Raw genomic sequence first — 23,908 nt, forward strand, 5'->3', positions numbered from 1 at the left:
CGCAAGCCACTATCAAAAGAAGAGTCGGCACGCATGCGCCGCACTTCACACGCTCAACTTGTCCGCTTCGCTGGTGAAGGCGTCGGCGAAGAACTCGTGCTCGGGCAGGCCGGCTTTCTCGACAAAGTCCTTGCGCGCCGAATCGACCACGATGGGCGCGCCGCAGGCGTAGACCTGGTGGCCTGAAAGATCAGCGAAATCCTGCAGCACCGCCAGGTGCACGAAGCCGGTGCGGCCGCTCCAGCCGTCCTCGGCCAGCGCGTCGGAGACGACCGGCACATACTTCAGGTGCGGCATCTCGGCGCAGCGGGCCTTCACCCACTCGTCCATGTACAGATCGTGCGGGCGGCGGCCGCCCCAGTACAGCACGGCCTCGCGCGTGATGCCCATGAACTGCATGTGCTCGATGATGGCCTTGATGGGCGCGAAGCCCGTGCCCGAGGCCAGCAGCACGATGGGCTTGGGCGATTCCTGCAGGTGGAAGCTGCCGTACGGCCCCTCGATGCGCAGGATTTCCTTCTCCTTCATCGCGCCGAACACGTGGTCGGTGAACTTGCCGCCGGGCATGTGGCGGATGTGCAGGTCGACCATCGGCGCGCCGCTTTCGATCAGCGTGTGCGGCGCGTTGGCCATGCTGTAGCTGCGCCGCGCGCCGTCGCGCAGGATGAACTCGACGTACTGGCCCGCGTGGTACTGGATGATGTCGTTGGCGGGCAACTGCAGCTTGAGGCGCACCACGTCGGGCGACAGCTTTTCGAGCGTCGCCACGCGCGCCGGCATCTTCTTGATCGGGAAGGCGCCCGCGTGCGTGACCTGGCGCGATTCCAGCACCACGTCGCTGGTGGCGGTGCCGCAGCACGTCAGCACGTAGCCGTCGGCCTCTTCCTGGGCGCTGAGCGCCTTGTCCTGGTGCGGGCCGTGGGTGACGGTGCCCGAAATCTTCTTGCACTTGCACGAGCCGCAGGCGCCGTCCTTGCAGCCGTAGGGCAGGCCGATGCCTTGGCGGATGCCGGCGGCGAGCATGGTTTCGGCCGGTTCGGCCTCGAAGCTGCGGCCGCTGGGTTGCACGGTGATGGTGTAGGTCATGGCTTGAGTATCCTCGCGGGGACTTCCACCCCGCTGAACCGGCCAATTTTGCCCTCAAACCAGACTCCCCTCGGTGCGCTGCCGGCGCGCTTCAGGCGCGTGCGCGTGCTCGTCGTCGGCTGCGGCGACGTGGGGCAGCGCGCGGCGCGGCGGCTGTCGCCGCGTGTGCGCGTGCTGGCGCTGGTGCGCGATGCCGCGGCGGCGCCCGCCTTGCGCGCGCAGGGCATCACGCCGCTGGCGGGCGACCTGGACGACACAGCCAGCCTGCGGCGACTGGCCGGCATCGCCACGCACGTGATTCACCTGGCACCCCCGCCGGGCGAAGGCGAGGGCGATGCGCGCACGCAGGCACTGCTGCGCGTGCTGGCGCGGCGCAGCGTGCCGGCGGCGCTGGTCTACGGCTCCACCAGCGGTGTGTACGGTGACTGCGGCGGGGCGTGGATCGACGAAACGCGCGCCCTGAACCCGCAGACCGCCCGCGCACGCCGCCGCGTGGCCGCCGAAGGCCAGGTGCGCGCCTTCGGCCGCGCGGCGGGCGTGCGCGCCAGCATCCTGCGCATTCCCGGCATCTACGCCGCTGATCGCCCTAACGGCACGCCGCGCGAGCGCCTGCAGCGCGTCACACCCGTGCTGGCGGCAGCCGACGACGTGTTCACCAACCACATCCACGCCGACGACCTGGCGCGCGCCGTGCTGGCCGCCCTGTGGCGCGGCAAGCCGCAGCGCGTGGTGCACGCCAGCGACGACAGCGACCTGCGGATGGGCGACTACTTCGATCAAGCGGCCGACCTGTACGGCCTGCCACGGCCGCCGCGCATCAGCCGCGCGCAGGCAACGGAACAATTGAGCGCGGTGCAGCTGTCCTTCATGCGCGAATCGCGCCGCATGCACAACCGCCGGCTGAAGCAGGAGCTGCGCCTGCGCCTGCGCTATCCGACGGTGGCCACCGGGCTGGCGCCTGCCTGAATGACCACCGTCTTGCTTGACTATCAAGAAGCCTCAGACCGTGTTGTGGGAGCGGGCTTGCCCGCGATGAGGCGCCTCGTCGCCACGAACGCCTGATCGCGGGCAAGCCCGCTCCCCCACAGCGGATGGCGTCCGCGCGTCATCCGAGACTTCTTGATGATCAATCTGTTTTGATAGTGGCCAGCGCCCATCCAGCAACGAATTCAAGAGAAAAGTATCTGAAAATGGCTTGCGGAGGGCGCCAGAAGCTACTTTATTTGTAGTAATGCTGTCTTCGACAGGACTGCGCCGCCACCCCCGAAGGGCGTAGAGTGACCGCATGGACTTCGCTTACCCGCCCCGCGTGCAGGCGCTGCAAAGCCAGGTGCAGCGCTTCATGGATGACCTGATCCTGCCCTCGCACCGCGACTGGCACCGCTGGGCCGATGCGGGTGTCTACCCGCTCGACGTGATCGAGCCGCTCAAGCGCCAGGCGCGCGAAGCCGGCCTGTGGAACCTGTTCCTGCCGGGCCTGAAAGAGGGCGAACCCGGCACGCGCCTCAGCAATCTGGAATACGCGCCCCTGGCCGAGATCATGGGCCGCGTGCCCTGGGCCAGCGAGGTGTTCAACTGCAGCGCGCCCGACACCGGCAACATCGAGCTGCTGCACCTGTTCGCCACGCCGGAGCAGCGTGCGCAGTGGCTCGAACCGCTGATGGAAGGCGCCATCCGCTCATGCTTTGCCATGAGCGAGCCCGACGTGGCCTCGTCCGACCCCACCAACCTGGGCACGCGCATCGCGCGTGATGGCGACAGCTACGTGCTCAACGGCCGCAAGTGGTTCATCACCGGCGCGGCGCACCCCAGTTGCCGGTTGGCCATCGTGATGGGCATCTCCGATGCCTCGCCCGACGCGCCCGCGCACCGCCGCCACAGCATGCTGCTGGTGCCCATGGATGCGCCGGGGCTGGAGATCGTGCGCAACATCCCGGTGATGCAGCACCAGGCCATCGAGGGGCATTGCGAATTGTTGTTCCGCGACGTGCGCGTGCCGGCCGCCAACCTGCTGGGATCGGAAGGCGACGGCTTCGCCATGGCGCAGGCGCGGCTGGGGCCGGGGCGCGTGCACCACTGCATGCGCACCATCGGCCAGTGCGAGCTGGCGCTGGAGCTGATGGCCGAGCGCGCGCTGGAGCGCATGGCCTTCGGCAGGCACCTGTCCGACTTCGCCAACGTGCAGGACTGGATCGCCATGAGCCGCATCGAGATCGACCAGGCGCGCCTGCTGGTGCTGCGCGCCGCCTGGCGCATGGACGTGGAAGGCAACGCGGCCGCGCGCACCGACGTATCCGCCATCAAGCTGGTGGCCGCGCGCCTGCAGACCACGGTGATCGACCGCGCCATGCAGGTGTTCGGCGCCGTGGGCCTGACGCCCGACACGCCGCTGGCCGCGCTGTGGAGCTGGGGCCGCGCCCTGCGCTTTCTGGATGGCCCCGACGAGGTGCACCTGCGCACCGTGGCGCGGCAGGAGCTGGCCCGCAGCCGCGCCCACCGGGGCGAGAACGTGCTGCAGCTGCAGCGCTGGATGCCGCCCGACAGCGCTGGCGACGCCGTGTGACGCCAGCCGCCCGGCGCGGCGGCCGCGGGCGGCAATAGGCTGCGGCGGCGCTCGGGCAAAGCCGTGCTATTTTTCATCCCGGGCCGCGGGCCGTCAGGCTTGCGGGCTGGCCGCGCAGACGGTCTGTCTGGGTGAGTCCACCCCAACCCCTGATGTCAAGGAACTTCAACGCATGACCCCTCTCGACGCCTTCGGCGCACGGCGCCGCCAGCTGCTGACCGGCTCCGGCGCCATCGCCCTGGGCGGCCTGCTGGGCACACCGGCGCTGTGGGCGCAGACCGGCGCCGTCACCTACGAGCCGGAGCGCGGCCAGTCCGGCAAGGACGTGATCTGGATCCCGACGCCCGACACGCTGGTCAACCGCATGCTGCGCATGGCGCAGGTCACGCCCAAGGACTACGTGATCGACCTCGGCTCGGGTGACGGCAAGATCGTCATCGCCGCCGCGCGCGAGGGCGCACGGGGGCTGGGCATCGAATACAACCCCGACATGGTCGAGCTGTCGCGCCGCCGCGCCCAGCAGGCCAAGGTGGCCGACCGCGCGCGCTTCGAGAAGGCCGACATCTTCGAGTCGGACTTCAGCCAGGCCACGGTCATCACCATGTACCTGCTGCCGCACCTGAACCTGCGGCTGCGCCACCGCATCCTGGCGCTGAAGCCGGGCACGCGCGTGGTGTCGCACGAGTTCCGCATGGGCCGCTGGCGCCCGGACGAAAGCGCCAAGGTCGGGCATGCCTCGGTGCACCTGTGGCTGGTGCCGGCCAACGCGGGCGGCGACTGGGAGTTCAGCTTTCCGCAGCAAAGCGGCCCGCGCACCGTGCGCATGTCGTTCACGCAGCGCTTCCAGTACGTCACCGGCGAAGCGCTGTTCAAGGACTTCACGGCACTGCCGAGCGACGGCAAGCTGCTGGGCGAGCGCCTGTCGTTCGACCTGACCGACGAGGACGGCCACCTGCGCCGCTTCGTCGGCCGCGTGGCGGGCGACCGCATGGAAGGCTCGGTGTACGACTTCACCAACAACGGCGCGCGCCAGCCGTTCAGCGCCCGCCGGCTGGGTGCGGCACCGCCCTTCGACGGCGCCGGCCCCGCGCCCGAGCACGAGGCCGAATCGCTGGGGACCGAATGAGCCGCGCCGACGCAGAAACCATCCAGCCGCAGCAGACGCTGCGCCTGCGCGAGGCCATCGCCATCATCGTCGGCATCGTCATCGGCGCGGGCATCTTCAAGTCGCCCTCGCTGGTGGCGCAGTTCACCGGCTCCACCGGCTGGATGATGGCCGCCTGGCTGGCGGGCGGGGTGATCTCGCTCATCGGCGCGCTGTGCTACGCCGAGCTGGCGGCGGCCTGGCCGCACGCGGGGGGCGACTACCACTTCCTGCACCGGGCGTATGGCAGGCGCGTGGCCTTCCTGTTCGCGTGGGCGCGCTTCGCGGTCATCACCACGGGCTCCATCGCCATGCTGGCCTTCGTGTTCGGCGACTACATGGGCGCCATCGTGCCGCTGGGGGCCTACAGCTCGGCGGTGTGGGGCGCGCTGGCGGTGATCGTGCTGACCTGGGTCAACGCGCGCGGCATCCACGCCAGCGCCAGCGCGCAAAGCTGGCTGACGCTGGCCGAGGTGCTGGGCCTGGTGCTGGTGGTGGTGGCCGGGCTGTGGCTGTGGGGCGATGCGGGCCACACCATGCCGGTGGCGACGGCAGGCGAGGGCGCCGGTGGCGGCTCGGCCGCGCCGGCCCTGGGCATGCTGGGGCTGGCCATGGTGTTCGTGCTGCTGACCTTCGGCGGCTGGAACGAGGCGGCCTACCTCAGCGCCGAGCTGCGCGGCTCGCGCCGCGGCATCCTGCACGCGCTGGTCATCAGCATCACGCTGATCACCGTGCTGTACCTGCTGGTCAACCTGGCCTATGTGTACGGGCTGGGCCTGCAGGGCATGGCGAAAAGCGAGGCGGTGGCGGCCGATCTGCTGGGCGTGGCGTTCGGGCGCACGGGCGAGACGCTGATCGCCGTGATGGTGGCCGTGGCGGCGCTCACCTCGATCAACGCCACCATGATCGTCGGCGCGCGCACCAACTTCGCCGTGGGCCGCGACTGGGCCGCGCTGCACGCGCTGGGCCGCTGGGAGGGCGACCGCGGCGTGCCGGCGGCGGCGCTGTACGCGCAGTCGGCCTTCGCGCTGGTGCTGGTGGTGTTCGGCGCCAGCCTGCGCAGCGGTTTCCAGACCATGGTGGACTACACGGCGCCGGTGTTCTGGCTGTTCTTCCTGCTGTGCACGCTGGCGCTGATCGTGCTGCGCCGCAAGGAGCCCGACACGCCGCGCCCCTTCAGGGTGCCGCTGTACCCGCTGATGCCATTGCTGTTTGCTGCGGTGTGCGGCTACATGCTGTGGTCGTCGGTGGTTTACGTGAAGGCGGGCGCGCTGGCCGGCGTGGGCGTGCTGGCGGTGGGGGCGGTGATCCTGCTGTGGCTGGAGGCGCGCGGCGGTGGCCCCGCGGTGCCGGCGGCGGCCACGGTGCCCATCGACCGGCGGCGATGAAAAAAGCCGCAGGTTCTGCTGAGAACCTGCGGCTTTTTCACGTTGGTGGTGCCCGGGGCCGGACTCGAACCGGCACACCTTGCGGCGGGGGATTTTGAATCCCCTGCGTCTACCGATTTCGCCACCCGGGCTGCGCAAGGCAAGCTGGAAATTATGGCACAGTGCATCCGATGAACTACCCCACGATCGAAGACGCCATCGGCCGCACGCCGCTGGTGCGCCTGCAGCGCGTGAACGCCGACGACAACGCCGCACGCGGCAACGTGGTGCTGGCCAAGCTGGAGGGCAACAACCCCGCCGGCTCGGTGAAGGACCGCCCGGCGCTGTCGATGATCCAGCGCGCCGAGGAGCGCGGCGAGATCAAGGCCGGCGACACCCTGATCGAGGCCACCAGCGGCAACACCGGCATCGCGCTGGCCATGGCGGCGGCCATCAAGGGCTACCGCATGGTGCTGATCATGCCGGAGGACTTGTCGGTCGAGCGCGCGCAGACCATGAAGGCCTTCGGCGCCGAGCTGATCCTGACGCCGCGCTCGGGCGGCATGGAATATGCGCGCGACCTGGCCGACAAGATGGTGGCGCAGGGCAAGGGCCGCGTGCTGGACCAGTTCGCCAACGCCGACAACCCGCGCATCCACTACGAGACCACCGGCCCCGAGCTGTGGGAGCAGACCGGCGGGCGCATCACGCATTTCGTCAGCGCCATGGGCACCACGGGCACCATCACCGGCGTGTCGCGCTTTCTGAAAGAGAAGAACCCGAAGGTGCAGATCATCGGCGCGCAGCCGTCGGAAGGCTCGCGCATTCCGGGCATCCGCAAGTGGCCCGAGGAGTATCTGCCGAAGATCTACGACCCCCAGGCGGTGGACGAGCTGGTGCTGGTGGACCAGCTCGACGCCGAGGACATGGCGCGCGAGCTGGCGCGGCGCGAGGGCATCTTCGGCGGCATCTCGTCGGGCGGTGCGGCCTGGGTGGCGCAGCAGATCGCGGCGCGCGAGCAGAACGCGACCATCGTGTTCGTGGTGTGCGACCGCGGCGACCGCTACCTGTCGACCGGCGTGTTCCCGGCCTGAATTTGAACGAAATCGGCCTGCAGCGCGCATCTGGCGGGCGCAGGCAGCTATCAATACAAAAGCAACCATGACCCGCTGGAACTACTGCCCCCAATGCGCCACGCCGCTGGAGATGCTGCCCATGCAGGAAGACAGCGGCATCGTCGAGCGCCTGCGCTGCGCCGGCTGCGGCTTCACGCACTGGAACAACCCCACGCCGGTGCTGGCCGCCATCGTCGAATACCAAGGCCAGGTGCTGCTGGCGCGCAATGCGCTGTGGCCGGCCAAGATGTTCGCGCTGATCACCGGCTTCATGGAGGCGGGCGAGTCGGCGCAGGAGGGCATTGCGCGCGAGGTGAAGGAAGAGACAAACCTCGACGTGCAGTCGCTCGATCTGGTGGGCGTGTACGACTTCCAGCGCATGAACCAGGTCATCATCGCCTTCCACACCGTGTGCACCGGCGAAGTGAAGCTCTCGCCCGAACTGATCGACTACCGCCTGTACGACCTGCCCGAGCTGAAGTGCTGGCCCGCCGGCACCGGCTATGCGCTGGCCGACTGGCTGCGCGCGCGCGGGCACGAGCCGGTGTTCTTCACCGCCGAGGAAAACGCCGAGCGGCGCCGCGGGCTGGATTGACGCACAATCGCTGCATGGATATCGCCAAAGAAGTCGACGCACGGGGGCTGAACTGCCCGCTGCCCATCCTGAAGGCCAAGAAAGGCCTGGCCGAACTGCAGAGCGGCCAGTTGCTGAAGGTGCTGTCGACCGACCCCGGTGCCGTGCGCGACTTCGAGGCCTTTGCCAGGCAGACCGGCAACGAGCTGGTCGAGCAGACCACCGAAGGCAACACCACGGCGCACATCCTGCGCCGGCGCTGATCAGAGCTTCAGCGTCTTCAGGTAATCGCGGAACGGCGCACCCATCTCGGGGTGTTGCAGCGCCAGTTCAACGGTGGCTTCCAGAAAACCCTCTTTGCTCCCGCAATCGTAGCGCTTGCCGCTGTACTGGTAAGCGTAGACGCGCTCCTTGGTCATCAGGCGCGCGATGGCGTCGGTGAGCTGGATTTCGCCGCCGGCGCCGGGCGGCTGGTTGCGGATCTCGTCGAAGATGCGCGGCGTGAGGATGTAGCGCCCGGCCACGCCCATGCGCGAGGGCGCGGCCTCGGGCGCGGGTTTCTCGACGATGCGCTCGATGCTGATCAGCCGCTCGCCCGCCGCCGCGCCGGCCACGATGCCGTAGCGGCGCACCTGGTCCTCGGGCACCTCCTGCACCGCCAGCACCGAGCGGCCGAGCGACTCGAACGCGTCGGCCATCTGCGCCAGCACCGGCTGGCCGCCGGGCGGGCCGACCATCAGGTCGTCGGCCAGCAGCACGGCAAACGGCTGCTCGCCCACGATGTGTGCCGCGCACAGCACGGCATGCCCCAGGCCCAATGAGCGGTGCTGGCGCACGTAGGTGCAGTCCATGTCGTCAGGCGCCACGGCTTCCACCACCTTCAGCAGCTCGTGCTTGCCGGCGGCCTCGAGCTCGCTCTCCAGTTCGTAGGCGGTGTCGAAATGGTCTTCGATGGCGCGCTTGCTGCGGCCGGTGACGAACACCATGTGGCGCACGCCGGCGGCGTAGGCCTCCTCCACCGCGTACTGGATCAGCGGCTTGTCGACGATGGGCAGCATCTCTTTGGGGCTGGCCTTGGTGGCGGGCAGAAAGCGCGTGCCGAGTCCGGCGACGGGAAAGACGGCGGTGTTGACCTGACGGGTGGTGTGCATGGGCGAATAAACCGGATGGTAAAGTGCTGTGCAGGCGGTTGATGCGGGCGTGCGGCGCCGGTCAGCGCACAGAACGACAGAAAATCAGAGAGGAACGCTTGGACATTCTCCTGCTGGAGGATTTGGCCACCGACGCGCGCCAGTGGCTGGCAGCCCGGCATCAGGTCGATTATCGGCCAGAGCTGCTGGACGATGAGGGCTTGCTGCACCAGCGCCTGCAGCGCGTCAACGCTTTGGTGGTGCCGCCCCGTCTGAAGATCAACACCCAGTTGCTCGACGCCGCGCCGCACCTGGCGGCCGTGGGCCGCATCCACGACGGCACCGAGAACATCGACTTCGAAGCCTGCCAGAAGCGGCGCGTGCGCGTCATCCAGGCCTCCAGCGCCACGGTGCGCGCCAGCGCCGAATACCTGCTGCTCAGCCTGCTGTCGCTGTTCCGCCAGGGCGTGCGCCGGCGCGGCGACGGCGACCCGCGCTCGCGGGGCCATCCGGGGCGCGAGATCAACGACAGCGTGATCGCGCTGTTCGGCCTGGCGCCGCCGGCGCACGTGCTGGCCACCATGCTGGTGCCGCTGGGCGTGCGTGTGGTCGGCTACGACCCGGCGGTGCACCGCAACGCCGAGCTGTGGCGCCGCCTGGGCGTGCAGCCGATGGCGCTGACCGACATGCTGGAGGTGGCCGACGCGGTGTCGGTGCAGACCATCTACGCCTCGCGCTACCGCGGGCTGGTGAGCGAGCGTGTGCTCGAATCCTGCAAGCCGGGCCAGCTGTGGACCAGCATCAGCCGGCCGTCGCTGTTCGACCTGCCGGCGCTGGCGGGCGCCCTGCGCTCGGGCCGCATTAGTGCCTTCATGATGGACAGCGACGACGAACGGCTGACCGCGCCCGACTCGCCGCTGCACGGCCTGACCAACCTGCGCATCACGCCGCGCCTGGCACCGTTCACGCAGGAATCGCAGTTGCGCGGCAGCTGGTACCTGGCCGACCGCATTCACGAAACCCTGCTGCTGAGCGAACTGCACAGCCAGCTCGGGCCCACCGACAGCGAGCCGATGCCGCTGGCCTGAGCGGCGCAAGGGGCGGCGGTTGCCCTGCAATCAGTATGTTTTTTATAGCTGCTTTCGAACGTCCTGCGAGGAATTCAGGCGTGAAACTGCCTGAAACCCTTATGTATCGGGCGCAAGAAGCTATGATTTTTTAACAGTCGGCCGTATGCCGCACCGGTCGCCTCAACCCAGGCGCTGAAGCTGGTCGCGCAGCTTGTCGAGCGCGGCGCCGAAGTCGGCCACGCGCTTCTGCTCCTGCTCGATCACCGCCGGCGGCGCCTTGGCGACGAAGGCCTGGTTGCCCAGCTTGGCCGATGCCTTGGCCAGTTCGCCCTCCAGCCGCTTGATCTCCTTGCCGATGCGGGCGCGCTCGGCGTCCTTGTCCACTTCCATGAACAGGGCCAGGCGCGCATCGCCCACCACGGCCACCGGCGCGGCCTGCGCGGCGGCTGCCCAGTCGGCCTCGCGCTCGAACACCTTCACCTCGCTCAGCTTGGCCAGCGCCTGCAGCACGGGTGCGTGGGCGGTGATGAAGGCCGCGTCGCCCAGCGCGTACAGCGGCAGGCGCTGCGCGGGTGAGACGCCCATCTCGCCGCGCAGGTTGCGGCAGGCGTCGACGACGGCCTTCAGGCGCGCCACTTCCGCCTCGGCGGCTTCGTCGATGTTGGCTTCCTGCGCCTGCGGGTAGGGCGCGACGGCGATCGAGGTGCCTGTCTTGCCCGCCACGGGGGCGACCGCTTGCCACAGGGCCTCGGTGACGAACGGAATGATCGGGTGCGCCAGGCGCAGGATCGCCTCGAGCACGCGCACCAGCGTGCGGCGCGTGGCGCGCTGCTGCGCGGGGCTGCCGGTCTGGATCTGCACCTTGGCGATTTCCAGGTACCAGTCGCAGTACTCGTTCCACACGAAGTCGTAGAGCGTGTTGGCGACGGCGTCGAGGCGGTAGTCGGCAAAGCCCTTGGCCACGGCGGCCTCGGCCTTCTGCAGCAGGCTGACGATCCAGCGGTCGGCGGCGCTGCGTTCCGGCGCCTGATCGGCGTCGAGGCCACAGTCATGGCCTTCGCAGTTCATCAGCACGAAGCGCGAGGCATTCCACAGCTTGTTGCAGAAGTTGCGGTAGCCCTCGCAGCGCTTGCTATCAAAATTGACCGTGCGCCCCAGCGTGGCCATGGCCGCGAAGGTGAATCGCAGCGCATCGGCGCCATAGCCGGGAATGCCGTCGGGAAACTCCTTCCTGGTGTTCTCGCGCACCTTCGGCGCCGTCTCGGGCTTGCGCAGGCCGGTGGTGCGCTTGTCCAGCAGCGGCTCGAGCGCGATGCCGTCGATCAGGTCCACCGGGTCGAGCACGTTGCCTTCGCTCTTGCTCATCTTCTTGCCGTGCGCATCCAGTACCAGGCCGTGGATGTACACGTCCTTGAACGGCACCTGGCCGGTGAAGTGCGTGGTCATCATGATCATCCGCGCGACCCAGAAGAAGATGATGTCGTGGCCGGTGACCAGCACGGAGGAGGGCAGGTAGAGCGACAGGTCTTCGGTCTTCTCGGGCCAGCCCAGGCTGCTGAAGGGCACCAATGCCGATGAATACCAGGTGTCGAGCACGTCTTCGTCGCGGGTCAGCGCGCCGCTGTAGCCCGCGGCTTGCGCCTTGGCGCGCGCCTCGTCCTCGCTGCGCGCGACAAACAAGGAGCCGTCCTCGCCGTACCACGCCGGAATCTGGTGCCCCCACCACAGCTGGCGGCTGATGCACCAGTCCTGGATGTTGTTCATCCACTGGTTGTAGGTATTGACCCATTGCTCGGGCACGAAGCGCACCGCGCCGCTTTGCACGGCATCAATGGCCTTTTGCGCGATGCTTTTGCCGGTCTCGTCGGGTTTGCTCATGGCCACGAACCACTGGTCGGTCAGCATCGGCTCGATGATCTGGCCGGTGCGGGCGCAGCGCGGCACCATCAGCTTGTGCTTCTTGGTCTCGACCAGCAGGCCCTGCGCCTCCAGATCGGCCACGATGGCCTTGCGGGCGGCAAAGCGGTTCAGGCCGCGGAAGATCTCGGGCGCGTTGTCGTTGATCGTGGCGTCGAGGTTCAGCACGCCGATCATCGGCAGCCCATGGCGCTGGCCCACGGCGTAGTCGTTGGCATCGTGCGCGGGCGTGACCTTGACCACGCCGGTGCCGAAATCCTTGTCCACGTAGTCGTCGGCGATGACCGGAATCTCGCGCCCCACCAGCGGGAGTATCACTTTCGCTTTCTGTTCAACGAGGTGCTTGTAGCGCTCATCCTCCGGGTGCACCATCACCGCCACGTCGCCCAGCATGGTCTCGGGCCGCGTGGTGGCCACCACCAGCTTCTCGCCCGAACCATCGGCCAGCGGATAGGCGATGTGCCACAGATGGCCGTCCTCTTCCTCGCTCTCGACTTCCAGGTCGCTGACGGCGGTCTTCAACTCCGGGTCCCAGTTCACCAGCCGCTTGCCGCGGTAGATCAGGCCCTGTTCGTACAGGCGCACGAAGGTTTCGGTAACCACCTTGGACAGCTTGTCGTCCATGGTGAAGTACTCGCGGCCCCAGTCCACGCTGGCGCCCATGCGGCGCATCTGGCGCGTGATGGTGTCGCCGGACTGCTGCTTCCACTCCCACACGCGGGCGACGAAGTTCTTGCGGCCCAGGTCGTGCCGGCTCTGGCCCTGCTCCTGCAACTGGCGCTCCACCACGATCTGCGTGGCGATGCCCGCATGGTCGGTGCCCGGCACCCACAGTGTGTTGTAGCCCTTCATGCGGTGGTAGCGCGTCAGGCTGTCCATGATCGTCTGGTTGAACGCATGGCCCATGTGCAGCGTGCCCGTCACGTTGGGCGGCGGCAACTGGATGGCGAAGTTGTCGCCGCGCGCCGCTGCCTCGGCGTTCGGCGCGCCGGTGCCGCGAAAGCCGGCGCGTCCCAGGCCGGCCTGCTCCCACGCGGGGCCCCAGGTCGCCTCGATGGCGGCGGGCTCGAAGGACTTGGACAGGGCGGCAAGGCCCGGTTGCGAGAGCTGTTCTGACATGGTGGAGGGCGGCGCAAGGCCGCTGATAGGGGCGCGGCGCGGAAGGCGCACGCCGGAAGAGGGCGAAACCCTAAATTTTAACGGCCCACCCCGGCGCGGCGCGGCGGGCCGATACGCCCCGGCTTCATGAATAAAAATCGGCCTGAGCCCTTTTCTGTAAAGCGCCGGAAGCTATCAAATGAATAGTGCCTGGCGTGCGGGCGTGAAACAGCTTCGCGCCCGTTCAATAGAATCCCGCCCCATGCCGACCCAGCCCGACGTTGATTCACTTGCACGCGCCGTGCTGCTGGGGGCCTTTGCGCTGTCCGCCGTGTTCGGCGCCATCGTGCACCGCACCAACTTCTGCACCATGGGCGCCATTGCCGACATGGTGACCATGGGCAACGCCACGCGCCTGCGCCAGTGGGCGCTGGCGGTGGGCGTGGCCATCATCGGCTTTGGCGCGCTGGCCGCGGGCGGCTGGGTGCAGGCGGCCGATTCGCTTTACGCCACGCCGCGCTGGATGTGGCTGTCGGCGCTGGTGGGCGGCGCGCTGTTCGGCGTTGGCATGGTGCTGGCCTCGGGCTGCGGCAGCAAGACGCTGATTCGCCTAGGCGCGGGCAACCTGAAGGCGCTGGTGGTGTTCGTGGTCATGGCGCTGGCGGCCTACGCGACGATGCGCGGCATCACCGCCGTGCTGCGCGATCGCACGGTGGACCAGGTGTTCGTCACCTTCAACGGCCCGGCCACGGTGGGCCATCTGGCGTCGGCCGCGGCGGGCTGGCCGGTGCCGGCGGCGCTGCTGGGCGCGGCGCTGCTGGTCGGCCTGCCGCTGACGGCCTGGGCCCTGGCCGGGCGCGGCTTCATCACCGGCAACAACCTGCTGGCCGGGCTGGGCGTGGGCGGCGTGATCGTCGCCATGTGGTGGCTCAGCGGTCATGTGGGGCACCTGGCCGAACACCCCGAAACGCTGGAAGCCGCTTACCTGGCCACGCGCAGCGGCCGCATGGAGGCGATGACCTTCACCGGCCCGCTGGCCCACACCATCGACTGGGTGATGTTCTTCAGCGACAGCAACCAGCGCCTGAGCCTGGGCGTGGCCTCCGTCGCCGGCGTGGCCGTGGGGGCCGGCCTGCATGCGCTGCTCACCGGCCAGTTCCGCTGGGAAGGCTTTCGAACCACCGAAGACCTGGCGAACCACCTGATCGGCGCCACGCTGATGGGCGTGGGCGGCGTGACGGCGCTGGGCTGCACCATCGGCCAGGGGCTGAGTGGTGTGTCCAACCTCAGCCTGACCAGTTTCACCGCGGTGGCGGGCATTGCGGCTGGCGCCGTGGCCGCGCTGAAGTACCAGATGTGGCGGCTGGAGCGGGCGGCGTGAGCACGGTGGCCGATGCACCCGACCTGGAGCGCCGCTTTGGCGGGCTGGCCCGCCTGTATGGCGCGCAAGGCGCCGTGCGCATCCGCCAGGCGCACGTCGCCGTGGTCGGCATCGGCGGCGTCGGTTCGTGGGCGGCCGAGGCGCTGGCCCGCAGCGGCGTGGCGCGCATCACGCTGATCGACCTTGACCACGTGGCCGAATCCAACGTCAATCGGCAGATTCACGCGCTCACCGACACCATCGGCCAGGCCAAGGTGCAGGCCATGCGCGAGCGCATCGCGCAGATTCACCCCGGCTGCGAGGTGGACGAGATCGAGGAGTTCGTCGAACCTGCCAACTGGCCCGGCCTGCTGTCGGCGACGCCGCAGGTCGTCATCGACGCCTGCGACAAGTTGGCTGCCAAGGTCGCCATGGCGGCCTGGGCGATGCAGCAGCGGGCGGGCTTCATCACGGTGGGCGCGGCCGGGGGCAAGCGGCAGGGCGAGCTGGTCGAGATCGCCGACATCGCGCAGGTTACGCACGACCCGCTGATCGCCCAACTGCGCTACCGCCTGCGCCGCCATCATGGCGCACCGTCGGGCGGGCGGCCCATCGGTGTGGCTGCCGTCTTCAGCCGCGAGAACGTGGTCATGCCCGAAGCCTGCGAGGTGGGCGATGACATGGACGGCTCGCTGAACTGTCATGGCTACGGATCGACCGTTGCCGTCACCGCCACCTTCGGCCTGTGCGCGGCCGGATGGGTTCTGGATCAAATTGCGCGAGGAGCCGAAAAAACCACGCTATAATTCGAGGCTTTCCGGCGCACTGCTCGTCAGTGCAAGGGATGTGGGACGTTAGCTCAGTTGGTAGAGCAGCGGACTTTTAATCCGTTGGTCGCAGGTTCGAATCCTGCACGTCCTACCAAGCCACACAACGAAAGCCCGCTGCAGAATATGTAGCGGGCTTTTTCTTTTCCGGGGTCATGTAGCCACCATGTAGCCACCAGTGCAGGGTTTCGGGGGCGCACGGGGCCTGCGGTGCGGGTCCTAGCCATCGGGGGTCGTTCGTGCCGCTGGGCTTCGCTGGTGTGGTGGCGGCCAGCACAACGGTTGGGTAACAGTTAGACAACGGTTAGGCAACCGTCGGCCAGCCGGATTGTGATTCTGGTCGTCGTGGGTTCGAGTCCCATCAGCCAACCCAGTAAACACTAGAAAGCCTGCTATTCAATCGGTAGCAGGCTTTTTTGTTGACCGCCGATGTAACGGCGGATGTAAGAGGTTTTTGGCAGTCCGGCTAGCACCCTCAGCGGCACCAGCACGAGGGCTGTCAGGCCAGCATCATGTCTGCTCTTCGTCGCGCATTTGCTCGACGAGGCGCTCGACCTCCGCCACGATGGCTGCTCACCTGTGATGGCATTTCCGACCTGGTGCGGGGGCAGTCGGCGCTGTTTCTGACGGCGCTGGAAGACACCATCGAGGTGCTCGACCCCGCAAAGACCGAGTTGGTGCCCGACACCAGCCCCGCCTACAACGCCACCGTGTTGTATCTGGAAAGCCTGCGCCGGCGCAGCGTGCCCAACGACGAGAAGATTCGCCTGGGCCACAAGGGCGTCATGAACCTGGTGCCCTACCAGCTCGACCCGGCTTTGCAGGCGCTGCGCCAGCCGCGCTCGCGCATCCTGATTGCCGATGCCGTCGGCCTGGGCAAAACGCTGGAGGCTGGCATCCTGGCCACCGAGCTGATACAGCGCGGGCGCGGCAAGCGCATCCTGGTGGTCACGCAAAAAGCCATGCTCACCCAGTTCCAGAAGGAATGGTGCCCACCTTTGATCTGGTGGTTTTTGACGAAGCCAGTCAAGTCGGCCTTGCACATGCCCTGGCCTTGATGCCGTTAGGCCGCAGCTATCTGTTCGCAGGCGATCCGCAGCAGCTTTCGCCGGTTGTTCGCAGTTCCGCCACGCTGGTGCAGCGCTGGCTGGGAAGTTCGCCATTCTCGAAGAAGCCTGCGGGCGGCTCCAGCGTTTGCTTTCTGGATGAGCAGTCACGCATGGCCGAACCCATCTGCGGCTTGGTGAGCCACCTTTTTTACGACGGGTTGGCGTTTCTGCACGTCGTGCCATCACATGCAGAACCTGACGGTGGAGGCAGACACCTACGTGGCGTGTCCTTCGTGCGGCGATGTGATGTGGTCGGATGGCCAGTGGCGGGTTTTGGTGTTGGTCTGTCACGCACAACGATGTGATGGACGCCCTTGCCGGAAAACTGGATACCGACCTGGAGTCGCCTTTGGTCAGCCTGTCCCGACACAACGGGGGCAAGGCTCCGGCAGCGGTGCCACGCGCGCAGGAAAAGGCTTTCACCCAGCATGCCGTGGCCACTTTGCTGCATTGGCTGGCCACCCCGGCGGAGGGACCGGCGGGCGACCCCGCAGTGGAGCAGTTGCAGCGCAATGCCCTGTGGCTTGGCTACTTGATGGTGCCGGACACTGAGCAGGAAAAATCGGCTTGTGAACACCAGCTTGGGCAGTGGATTCACCGACTGCCCGCACACGTCAAGGAGCCGGGCAAGGGTTTTGCCCCCAGTCTGTCCAAAGGCTCAGGGGCATGCCAGCAAGTTGGCTGGTGGCCCTTGGCTGCCGCCAAGGGTCTTCCCCAGGAGGCAGGCTGGATGGCACCTGGCGTTCTGGTGTTGGACGAAGCCAAGGCTGACGATGAGGCCGCGCTGCATTTTGCGTGGCGCCAATGGCTGCATCTGTTCAACACCACCCAGTCGCTGCCCGGGATGTGGCTTGTCACGGCGAGCGGTCTGGACCACCAGGATTACGATGGCCTGCGCACCTTGCAGGCATCCGCAGCGGCGCAGCCCGCCACGCAGCCCTCTTTGAACGGCGCCTGGCTGGAGGTACTCGACAGTGTTTTGGTTCCGCTCAAGCCGGGTATGGTTCGGCTGGCGCAGGCCGGGGCGGGCATTCCGGAAGTTGGCCCAGAGCTGGCAGACGACAAGGGCCGTGTACTGGCCGAAGCAGAGCTGGTTTGGTCCGCAGCCCAAGTGGCGGTGCTGCGGTCGGACCAGGCAGATATGGCCCAGGCGTGGGCCGCACAGGGGTGGACGGTGCTGTGTCTGGACGAGGATTTGACGCAGTGCACGGCACAGCCTTGGGAGGCTGCTGCTGCGACGGCGTTGGGGCTGACCATCGAATACCAGGAGTAGAACTTTGAGCTTCAAACCCAAGGTTGCGCTGAGCAACGAATTTCTGCTGCAACTGGCCAAGTTGCCTGCCAAAGTCCATACCAAGGTGATGAAGTGGGCCATTCAGTTCCAGGCCGACCCGAAGAGCCCAGGCATCAACTACGAGAACATCAATGGCGCGCGGGACCCGAACCTCAAGTCGGTTCGGCTCGACGGGGATTGGCGCGGCATTGTCTTCAAGCCATCCGCGGGTGATGTGTATGTACTGCTGTATGTGGACCACCACGACGATGCCTACCGCTGGGCCGAAAAGCGCAAGCTGACCATCAACCCGGTCACCGGGGCGATGCAGATGTTGACTGTCGAGAGCGTTGCAGAGCCGGGGCCTCAAGAAGCCATGAGCGCCAACGATGCGGCTGTGGACCGTGCCGAGGTGACGCCCGCTGCAGCGGCTCCGGCGCTCTTTGCGGACTTGGATGACCGCGAGTTGATGAGCCTCGGTGTCCCGCAGGAGTTGCTGGCTTTCGTTCGGGCCATCGCGACCGAGGACGAGCTGGATGCCAAGCAGACACAGCTACCGCTGGAAGCCTACGAAGGCCTGTTCCTTGTTGCGGCAGGCGACACGGTTGGTCAGGTGCTCAACGCCCGTGAGACCCGGGTGGACAAGGCCATCGATACCCAAGACTTCGCAGCAGCCCTGGCCACGCCAGAGTCGCAGTCGCGGTTTGTGGTGGTGAGCGACGACGAGTCCATGACCGCCATCCTGAATGCGCCCCTAGCGCAATGGCGGGTGTTTCTGCATCCTACGCAGAACAAGCTTGCAGTTGGCGACCGCAGCGGTCCTGTGCGGGTGCTTGGGGGCGCGGGAACCGGCAAGACCGTTCTGGCGATGCACCGCGCCAGGTGGCTGGCAGAGAACCGGACTGAGGCGAACCAGAAGGTGTTTGTCACCACCTTCACCAGGAACCTGGCAGCCGATATCGAGCAGAACCTGCGCACGCTCTGCAGCAGTGAAACATTTGCCAAGCTGGAGGTCCGCAACCTCGATGCCTGGGTCAATGCCTTCATGCGTAGCCGCAAGCTGGAGCATCGAATCGTGTATGACCGAAAGCGGGATGCCGCCTATCAGGCATGGCAAGCGGCATTGGCGGTCAAGGATTCGGCACTGGACCTGCCCGACAGTTTTTATGAACAGGAGCTTGAACAGGTGGTGCTGGCGCAAGGCATCACCACGTTGGACCAGTACCGTACGGCTCGACGAACAGGACGTGGCGTCATCCTAAGTCGCGCCAAACGCGATGCCGTCTGGCCGGTGTTCGAGGAGTATCGTGGACAGCTAGCATCGCGCAAGCTCAAGGAAGTGGATGATGCCTTCCGCGAAGTCGCTGATGTGCTGAGCGCTGAAGCAGAAAGAGAAAGAGAAAGCGCCAGACCTCTTTACAGCGCCATCGTTGCGGACGAAACCCAGGACCTGGGGCCGCAGGCCCTTCGGCTGCTTCGTGCGTTGGTGCCTGCGGGTCCGAATGACCTCTTTTTCGTGGGCGACGGGCACCAGCGCATCTACAGCCGCAACAAGGCTGCGATGAGCCGCTGCGGAATCGATATTCGGGGACGGGCCAGAAAGCTGTACCTCAACTACCGCACCACCGACGAGATACGCCGGCAGGCGGTGGCATTGCTGCAAGGCTGCGAAATCGACGACCTTGATGACGGCCACGATGAGACCAAGCGCTACAAGTCCTTGTCACACGGCCCGGCACCCTCGGTGCTGAGCGTGAAAGGAATTGAGGATGCAGCCAAGCACGCCGTTGAATTTGTTCGCGATTGGAACCTTGCGCAGGGTGAGGGATTGCCGCTTTCCTTCTGCGTCATTGCAGCCAGCGAGAAGAGCCGGGATGCGATGGCCAGTCTCATTCAGTCGGCGGGTTTGCATTGCATCGCGATCACGGCGCAAAGCAATCATGCCGATGCACGGGATGTGATTCACCTTGCCACCATGCACCGCGCCAAGGGACTCGAGTTTGATTGTGTCATCGTGGTCGCACCCAGGAGCTACTTGGATGCGCCAGAAGAAACCGAGACTCAGCGCAAGTTGCTGTACGTCGCGTTGACCCGCGCAAAACGCGGAGCGATGCTGATTGAGCTTGACTGATTTCGTGGGTCATGGAGCCCTACATCCCAGCTTCATCGTCCTGACCACCAACGCTACATCGTCACAAAGTCGGACTGAACTGGTTCAGCTGCACAAGTTGCGCAAGCCCCCTGTTCAGAATTTGAACAAGCAGGCCCCAACGCTGGGAAACGCTTGTTCCGTGCGGGTTTCCAGCCAGTGTCGTTGATGGATCGAGGGCCTTGCAGAGCGCTGCTTGTGCATTCAATGATCTCTTGTCAAAAACCCACCGGGAGACAAAGGATCGGCGCTGAGGGTGTCGGCGATGTGCCCGGTGCGGCGTTCAAGCGCAGCCGCTTGCACCGGCGCAACGGCCTCGGGATTGGCGTTGACGACGGAGCACTCCGACAGCACGGGTTTCTTGCGTACCTCTTTGCGTACCAGCACCCGAAGCCATCGGCGCCAGCCCGACCCAGGTCACGCCCAACCCACCAATTCCGGTGTATACATCGCTGTTGACCATGGCTTGGATACCGCCCTGGATACCAAGTCCTTGGATACCAGCGACTTGGATACGAGCGAAACGGAATGCGCGCGCAGGCCATCAAGCGGCGCAAGCAGATTGCTGTTGTCCATCTTGCGCTCCTTGGGCGGCAGCCAAGATCGACGCCCTTATCACCCACACCCAAGAAGCCATCACGCTGCTACAAGAACTGCGCGCGGCCACCATTGCCGATGCCGTGCTGGGCCGGGTGGATGTCCGGCAATAACTACGAAAACAATAGCTTTTTGCGCTTGATGGACATGCGCTGGAGGCTGATTTGACCCATATACACCGGGGTCACGCTTCGGGCCTGAGCCAGTTTTCCAGCGCCAGCCCCGGCACGCGGCGAAACTCGCCTTCGTTGTCCGTCACCAGGGTAGCTTCGGCCGCCAGCGCCTGGGCGGCGATCCACAGGTCGTTGGCGCCGATGGGCTGACCCTGGCGCTCCAGCTGGGCGCGAATGCGCGCGTAGTGCCGGGCGGTGCCGGCGTCCATGCCGATGAGCGGCAGGCGCTCGGTCAGCTCACTCAGGCGCTGGCGGTTGCGCTGCGCCCATGCGCTTTTCTCGGCGCCGAACTCCAGCTCGCCCAGCACCACGGTGGACAGCAACAGGTCGGTCAGCGGCACGCTGTGCAGGCGCTGGCGCACTTCGGGCGTGCCCCGTAGGGCGGCGATCAGCATGTTGGTGTCCAGCAGGTAGCGGGTGCTCATGGGTGGATCAGGGGAGAGTCAGGCGTCCAGCGCGGGTGGGTCTTCGGGGGGAAGATCGGGCGGAGCTTGCAGGTCGAACCCATCGGTGTCGCTCCAGAAATCGGCAAAGGCTTCGCTGGCCATGCGCGGGCGGGCGGGCACCAAGCGTGCCACCACCTTGCCGTGGCGGGTAATGTCGATTTCGGCGCCTTCGTCCACCTCGGCCAGCAGGGCGGAAAAGCGGCTTTTGGCTTCGACCACGGTGACGTTTCTCATGGCGGACTCCTAAAAATGACCATATGGTCATATTATCGGCAAACTGCCGTGGTTTGCAAGCGCGCGGGCTGCGCGGCGCGTGCAGTTGGGGGCCTGAAGACCGGCACACACAATCGGGGCGACACTTGAACCGGATTGCTGGTCAGGACGCCCATAGGAATCGCGGGTTTTTTCTTGCGCGTCGTGCTGTGCAACGCTGTTGTAGTACCAGCGGCCATCCGACTGGTGGCGCACGGTGAATGCGGCAACCAGCGGCACGCCATCCACATTCACACGGGCCAGCAGCGTCGAATACCCTGCGATGTCAGGGCCATCCATGCCCCGCGACGGCTCGCTGCGCGCCACGATGGACTGCGGCAACACGGCCTCAAGATCAGCCGTCACCAATGACTTTGCCGGGTCACGCGCCGAGTTCTCGGACTTCTTGGCGCCCTCGCGCCCCACCCTGATTTCTCCCAGCTCCGGATGCGTGATGGCCGTCTTGTTCTTGACCATCCGATCCAGCGCATCAGCCATGTGCTCGCGCAAGGCCACATGATCCAGGCCACGCCATTCCACTGGAACGTTGACCGTCAGCCATGTTGTCGTTCGCCTTCTTGCGCATTTCGCGCACCGTGGCGCGCGTCTGCGCCACCGCATTTTCGTCAACGCCGAAGTTCTCGGCATCGCGCGCCATCAGCTCGCGGGTGTCCATGTCGCGGTCGAAACTGCGCTTGGCAGCTTCTGCGCGCTCGGAAAACTTGTGCGCGTGCGCCGCAGGCACGTTGTTGGCCGGAAGGTTGGCTCCGGGATAGGCGTCATCGTTGCCCCACGGCTTGCGCGGCAGGTTTTCCGCCATCTTGGCCGCGATCTGCGCGCCTGTATCGTTCGCCAGCGCTTCATTGAACCCCATGACCTGATGCCAGCGGCCGTACACGTCGGCGGCAGACTCTCCGCTCGCGCCGGCCACCTTGGCGAAGGCTGCAACACCGGGGTTCTCGGCCTTGGATTCTGCGCGCAGGCGCTCGAATTGGGCTTGTGGGCTGGCGGTATTGGCATCCGTGGCGGCAGGCGGTACACTGGCGCTATCGCTTTGGCCGCTTACCGTGGGGGCCGTCTCACCGGCATTAGGAGACTGGCCTACAAAGCCCGATGCGCCGGACGCATCAGCAGGAACGGGGTACCTGCTCCAAAGCGGTTCCCACCCCTCTCGTTTCTCCTTGCGAGACACAAACTTCTCGTTTGCAGGGAATGCACTGTTCACCCGGTAGAAATCTTTACTACCTTGGGTGTCTACCTCCAACTGAATGAACGCCACCTTTCCGGTGCGACCAGACTGAACAGCGATCAACTGCGATGTCGCACCTGGCTTCCAGATTCCGTCCATATTATGGAAGGCGTCAATAAGGAATGCCTCCACGGAGTCGAATCCGGCTGCGCGAATCTCCTTGCCGTGCCGCGCCTCCATGTGCGCCAGACCCCAGCCTGTGCCGTCCGGGTTCTGCTCGCCCTGCTGCAGCCGGATCGCTCCCGCCTGCCGACGCGCCGAGGCGTTCGAGGTCGAAGCCAGGGCGTTTTGAGCCGACACCAGTTATTCCGCAACAGCGTGCGCCGATTTGGAAACACTGTTGGGAAATCGTTGGCTTATCTGGACGGGGCTGATCCCAAACTTCTCGCATGGCATCGGCTGGCTTTCCGAGAACCCGCTGGCCGGCGACGTGATTCCGGGTGCTGATGGGGCGCGAAAGGTGCGCTGGGCGTCGCAGGGCCGTGGCAAGCGTGGCGGCGCACGGTTGATCTATTTCAACGTGCTGGATGATGGCTACATCGTGCTGATCGCCGCCTACACCAAGAGCGTCCGTGAAAACCTGCCCACCAAGGCCATCAGAAAGGCAAAGTGAAATGAAAAATCTGAACGTCGAGAAAGTGGCCAAGGCCATCGAAACCGATGCCGGTCACGCCACTCCAGGCCTGCGCGCCGGCCTTGAGCAAGCCAAGCGCGGCGAGTACGCCGCCGTGCACACACCTGAGCAAATCCGTGCCCGCCGCAAAGCTGGCCGCCCCTTGGGCAGCGTGCAGGCCACCACCAAGAAGCCCGTGCAGATTCGGCTGGACGATGACGTGCTGACTGCCCTGCGCGCCACCGGCGACGGCTGGCAGACCCGTATCAACGACACCTTGCGGGCGTCGCTGATGCTGGCGGGCAAGCTGCCGGCAACCAAGCCAGCGGAAGATCGGCGCCGGCCGTAGCGCTGAGCGGCGCTACACTGGCCGCTGACGGCTCGGTTCCAGTGGGCAGCGGGCGCTGGTTTCGCCAGTTCCTTTCAAGCCATATAGCACCGGGCCATCGCGCTAAATTTTGGACTCCCCTGCCGGGCAGGTCGGAAGTCGGGTCAAGCCCATCAGCTTGAACAGTCGAGTCCACCCATTTGACAGCAGGGAATTTTTGTTGGCCGCCGGCAGCTACACTGGAGGCCGAAGCCTCGGCAGGAGCCGGACGCGATGCAGCATCAGCAGCATCCAATCTATGCACACCGGGCTTCTTTTTTTGGCCCGAGGCCCATCCGGGTAGACAATACGCGCATCCCCGGTATCGCTTCGGGCGTAGGACGGCACGATTCGATCCCTGATCGCTTCAAAATCCGTCGTACCGGGGTACTTTCTCATGCTGGCGGGAGCGGCCTCGAAATCAGCCCC

General features: G+C 66.3%; 25 protein-coding genes and 2 tRNA genes. 17 read left to right on the top strand and 10 right to left on the bottom strand.

All coding sequences use genetic code 11. The features are described from left to right. Positions 1-45 precede the first annotated feature (45 nt). Positions 46-1,086, bottom strand: a complete 1,041-nt coding sequence (locus ACFSCU_RS08965) for a CDP-6-deoxy-delta-3,4-glucoseen reductase (protein WP_180549718.1) — start codon at positions 1,084-1,086, stop codon at positions 46-48. 48 nt (positions 1,087-1,134) lie between these two features. Here ACFSCU_RS08965 and ACFSCU_RS08970 point away from each other — a divergent pair, with 48 nt between their 5' ends. The 4 genes from ACFSCU_RS08970 to ACFSCU_RS08985 all read left to right on the top strand — a co-directional run bounded on the left by ACFSCU_RS08970 (position 1,135) and on the right by ACFSCU_RS08985 (position 6,181). Continuing rightward, on the top strand, positions 1,135-2,052 hold the full coding sequence (locus tag ACFSCU_RS08970) for an NAD-dependent epimerase/dehydratase family protein (RefSeq protein ID WP_377560470.1): 918 nt from the start codon (positions 1,135-1,137) through the stop codon (positions 2,050-2,052). Positions 2,053-2,371: 319 nt separating this feature from the next. Further along, a complete protein-coding gene (locus tag ACFSCU_RS08975) occupies positions 2,372-3,649 on the top strand; it encodes an acyl-CoA dehydrogenase family protein (RefSeq protein WP_377560471.1) in 1,278 nt (425 codons plus the stop codon). A gap of 172 nt (positions 3,650-3,821) precedes the next feature. Continuing rightward, positions 3,822-4,775 carry a class I SAM-dependent methyltransferase gene (locus ACFSCU_RS08980; protein WP_377560472.1) on the top strand — a complete coding sequence of 318 codons (954 nt, stop codon included), beginning with the start codon at positions 3,822-3,824 and terminating at the stop codon, positions 4,773-4,775. Further along, complete coding sequence (locus ACFSCU_RS08985) at positions 4,772-6,181, top strand: APC family permease (RefSeq protein ID WP_377560473.1); 1,410 nt, start codon at positions 4,772-4,774, stop codon at positions 6,179-6,181. Before ACFSCU_RS08980 ends, ACFSCU_RS08985 begins: the two co-directional genes overlap by 4 nt. A 46-nt stretch (positions 6,182-6,227) precedes the next feature. Here ACFSCU_RS08985 and ACFSCU_RS08990 read toward each other — a convergent pair. Continuing rightward, a tRNA-Leu gene (locus tag ACFSCU_RS08990) sits at positions 6,228-6,312 on the bottom strand. Positions 6,313-6,351: 39 nt separating this feature from the next. On the opposite strand from ACFSCU_RS08990, the gene cysM reads away from it, so the two are divergent. From cysM to ACFSCU_RS09005, 3 genes are all read left to right on the top strand, one after another. Then, a complete protein-coding gene (cysM, locus tag ACFSCU_RS08995; RefSeq protein WP_180549715.1) occupies positions 6,352-7,254 on the top strand; it encodes a cysteine synthase CysM in 903 nt (300 codons plus the stop codon). Positions 7,255-7,321: 67 nt separating this feature from the next. Then, positions 7,322-7,870 (top strand): NUDIX hydrolase, encoded by a 549-nt coding sequence (locus tag ACFSCU_RS09000; RefSeq protein WP_180549714.1) that lies wholly within the window; start codon positions 7,322-7,324, stop codon positions 7,868-7,870. Between the two features lie 14 nt (positions 7,871-7,884). Then, positions 7,885-8,112, top strand: a complete 228-nt coding sequence (locus ACFSCU_RS09005) for a sulfurtransferase TusA family protein (protein WP_377560475.1) — start codon at positions 7,885-7,887, stop codon at positions 8,110-8,112. Here the strand turns inward: ACFSCU_RS09005 and galU are convergent, their stop codons facing one another. Beyond that, a complete protein-coding gene (gene galU / locus ACFSCU_RS09010) occupies positions 8,113-9,000 on the bottom strand; it encodes a UTP--glucose-1-phosphate uridylyltransferase GalU (RefSeq protein WP_180549712.1) in 888 nt (295 codons plus the stop codon). A 98-nt stretch (positions 9,001-9,098) separates the two neighbouring features. On the opposite strand from galU, the gene ACFSCU_RS09015 reads away from it, so the two are divergent. Continuing rightward, positions 9,099-10,067: an NAD(P)-dependent oxidoreductase gene (locus ACFSCU_RS09015; RefSeq protein ID WP_180549711.1), complete on the top strand. Its 969-nt coding sequence runs from the start codon at positions 9,099-9,101 to the stop codon at positions 10,065-10,067. 162 nt (positions 10,068-10,229) lie between these two features. Here ACFSCU_RS09015 and ACFSCU_RS09020 read toward each other — a convergent pair whose 3' ends face one another. After that, on the bottom strand, positions 10,230-13,085 hold the full coding sequence (locus tag ACFSCU_RS09020; RefSeq protein ID WP_377560478.1) for a valine--tRNA ligase: 2,856 nt from the start codon (positions 13,083-13,085) through the stop codon (positions 10,230-10,232). 241 nt (positions 13,086-13,326) lie between these two features. On the opposite strand from ACFSCU_RS09020, the gene ACFSCU_RS09025 reads away from it, so the two are divergent. The 7 genes from ACFSCU_RS09025 to ACFSCU_RS09055 all read left to right on the top strand — a co-directional run bounded on the left by ACFSCU_RS09025 (position 13,327) and on the right by ACFSCU_RS09055 (position 19,764). Further along, positions 13,327-14,445, top strand: coding sequence for a YeeE/YedE family protein (locus ACFSCU_RS09025; RefSeq protein WP_180549710.1), 1,119 nt, complete (start codon positions 13,327-13,329; stop codon positions 14,443-14,445). Between the two features lie 5 nt (positions 14,446-14,450). Beyond that, positions 14,451-15,230, top strand: coding sequence for a tRNA threonylcarbamoyladenosine dehydratase (locus ACFSCU_RS09030; RefSeq protein WP_377560524.1), 780 nt, complete (start codon positions 14,451-14,453; stop codon positions 15,228-15,230). 42 nt (positions 15,231-15,272) lie between these two features. Continuing rightward, positions 15,273-15,348 (top strand) — tRNA-Lys (locus ACFSCU_RS09035). Between the two features lie 502 nt (positions 15,349-15,850). Continuing rightward, positions 15,851-16,309: a DEAD/DEAH box helicase family protein gene (locus tag ACFSCU_RS09040; protein WP_377560479.1), complete on the top strand. Its 459-nt coding sequence runs from the start codon at positions 15,851-15,853 to the stop codon at positions 16,307-16,309. Beyond that, the gene (locus tag ACFSCU_RS09045; RefSeq protein WP_377560480.1) at positions 16,240-16,665 is read left to right on the top strand and encodes a hypothetical protein; all 426 of its coding nucleotides are present in this window, start codon (positions 16,240-16,242) and stop codon (positions 16,663-16,665) included. Before ACFSCU_RS09040 ends, ACFSCU_RS09045 begins: the two co-directional genes overlap by 70 nt. Then, entirely contained in the window at positions 16,665-17,633 is a 969-nt protein-coding gene (locus ACFSCU_RS09050; protein WP_377560481.1) for a hypothetical protein, read from the top strand. The genes ACFSCU_RS09045 and ACFSCU_RS09050 overlap by 1 nt, the downstream gene beginning before the upstream one ends. Before the next feature lie 4 nt (positions 17,634-17,637). Further along, on the top strand, positions 17,638-19,764 hold the full coding sequence (locus ACFSCU_RS09055) for a UvrD-helicase domain-containing protein (protein ID WP_180549708.1): 2,127 nt from the start codon (positions 17,638-17,640) through the stop codon (positions 19,762-19,764). A gap of 222 nt (positions 19,765-19,986) precedes the next feature. On the opposite strand, the gene ACFSCU_RS09060 is transcribed toward ACFSCU_RS09055, so the two are convergent. From ACFSCU_RS09060 to ACFSCU_RS09085, 6 genes are all read right to left on the bottom strand, one after another. Further along, positions 19,987-20,169, bottom strand: a complete 183-nt coding sequence (locus tag ACFSCU_RS09060) for a hypothetical protein (protein ID WP_180549707.1) — start codon at positions 20,167-20,169, stop codon at positions 19,987-19,989. Between the two features lie 30 nt (positions 20,170-20,199). Then, a complete protein-coding gene (locus tag ACFSCU_RS09065) occupies positions 20,200-20,358 on the bottom strand; it encodes a hypothetical protein (protein WP_180549706.1) in 159 nt (52 codons plus the stop codon). 205 nt (positions 20,359-20,563) lie between these two features. Continuing rightward, entirely contained in the window at positions 20,564-20,977 is a 414-nt protein-coding gene (locus ACFSCU_RS09070) for a PIN domain-containing protein (RefSeq protein WP_180549705.1), read from the bottom strand. A gap of 18 nt (positions 20,978-20,995) precedes the next feature. Then, a complete protein-coding gene (locus tag ACFSCU_RS09075; RefSeq protein WP_377560482.1) occupies positions 20,996-21,232 on the bottom strand; it encodes a type II toxin-antitoxin system Phd/YefM family antitoxin in 237 nt (78 codons plus the stop codon). A gap of 27 nt (positions 21,233-21,259) precedes the next feature. Then, positions 21,260-21,748 (bottom strand): LPD3 domain-containing protein, encoded by a 489-nt coding sequence (locus ACFSCU_RS09080; RefSeq protein WP_377560483.1) that lies wholly within the window; start codon positions 21,746-21,748, stop codon positions 21,260-21,262. Further along, a complete protein-coding gene (locus tag ACFSCU_RS09085) occupies positions 21,741-22,799 on the bottom strand; it encodes a hypothetical protein (protein ID WP_180549703.1) in 1,059 nt (352 codons plus the stop codon). Before ACFSCU_RS09085 ends, ACFSCU_RS09080 begins: the two co-directional genes overlap by 8 nt. A 28-nt stretch (positions 22,800-22,827) precedes the next feature. On the opposite strand from ACFSCU_RS09085, the gene ACFSCU_RS09090 reads away from it, so the two are divergent. Then, a complete protein-coding gene (locus tag ACFSCU_RS09090; protein ID WP_180549702.1) occupies positions 22,828-23,112 on the top strand; it encodes a DNA-binding protein in 285 nt (94 codons plus the stop codon). 115 nt (positions 23,113-23,227) lie between these two features. After that, positions 23,228-23,461, top strand: a complete 234-nt coding sequence (locus ACFSCU_RS09095; protein WP_377560526.1) for a BrnA antitoxin family protein — start codon at positions 23,228-23,230, stop codon at positions 23,459-23,461. Positions 23,462-23,908 lie beyond the last annotated feature (447 nt).

Source organism: Ottowia beijingensis (assembly GCF_042680925.1).
Taxonomy (GTDB): Bacteria; Pseudomonadota; Gammaproteobacteria; order Burkholderiales; family Burkholderiaceae_C; genus Ottowia; species Ottowia beijingensis.

What these genes read in the sequence shown, in the direction of transcription:
- ACFSCU_RS08965 (WP_180549718.1), bottom strand. Translation starts at nt 1,086, where the DNA reads ATGACCTACACCATCACCGTGCAACCCAGCGGCCGCAGCTTCGAGGCC.
- ACFSCU_RS08975 (WP_377560471.1), top strand. Translation starts at nt 2,372, where the DNA reads ATGGACTTCGCTTACCCGCCCCGCGTGCAGGCGCTGCAAAGCCAGGTG.
- ACFSCU_RS08980 (WP_377560472.1), top strand. Translation starts at nt 3,822, where the DNA reads ATGACCCCTCTCGACGCCTTCGGCGCACGGCGCCGCCAGCTGCTGACC.
- ACFSCU_RS08985 (WP_377560473.1), top strand. Translation starts at nt 4,772, where the DNA reads ATGAGCCGCGCCGACGCAGAAACCATCCAGCCGCAGCAGACGCTGCGC.
- cysM (WP_180549715.1), top strand. Translation starts at nt 6,352, where the DNA reads ATGAACTACCCCACGATCGAAGACGCCATCGGCCGCACGCCGCTGGTG.
- ACFSCU_RS09000 (WP_180549714.1), top strand. Translation starts at nt 7,322, where the DNA reads ATGACCCGCTGGAACTACTGCCCCCAATGCGCCACGCCGCTGGAGATG.
- ACFSCU_RS09005 (WP_377560475.1), top strand. Translation starts at nt 7,885, where the DNA reads ATGGATATCGCCAAAGAAGTCGACGCACGGGGGCTGAACTGCCCGCTG.
- galU (WP_180549712.1), bottom strand. Translation starts at nt 9,000, where the DNA reads ATGCACACCACCCGTCAGGTCAACACCGCCGTCTTTCCCGTCGCCGGA.
- ACFSCU_RS09020 (WP_377560478.1), bottom strand. Translation starts at nt 13,085, where the DNA reads ATGTCAGAACAGCTCTCGCAACCGGGCCTTGCCGCCCTGTCCAAGTCC.
- ACFSCU_RS09025 (WP_180549710.1), top strand. Translation starts at nt 13,327, where the DNA reads ATGCCGACCCAGCCCGACGTTGATTCACTTGCACGCGCCGTGCTGCTG.
- ACFSCU_RS09050 (WP_377560481.1), top strand. Translation starts at nt 16,665, where the DNA reads ATGGACGCCCTTGCCGGAAAACTGGATACCGACCTGGAGTCGCCTTTG.
- ACFSCU_RS09065 (WP_180549706.1), bottom strand. Translation starts at nt 20,358, where the DNA reads ATGGACAACAGCAATCTGCTTGCGCCGCTTGATGGCCTGCGCGCGCAT.
- ACFSCU_RS09070 (WP_180549705.1), bottom strand. Translation starts at nt 20,977, where the DNA reads ATGAGCACCCGCTACCTGCTGGACACCAACATGCTGATCGCCGCCCTA.
- ACFSCU_RS09075 (WP_377560482.1), bottom strand. Translation starts at nt 21,232, where the DNA reads ATGAGAAACGTCACCGTGGTCGAAGCCAAAAGCCGCTTTTCCGCCCTG.
- ACFSCU_RS09080 (WP_377560483.1), bottom strand. Translation starts at nt 21,748, where the DNA reads ATGGCTGATGCGCTGGATCGGATGGTCAAGAACAAGACGGCCATCACG.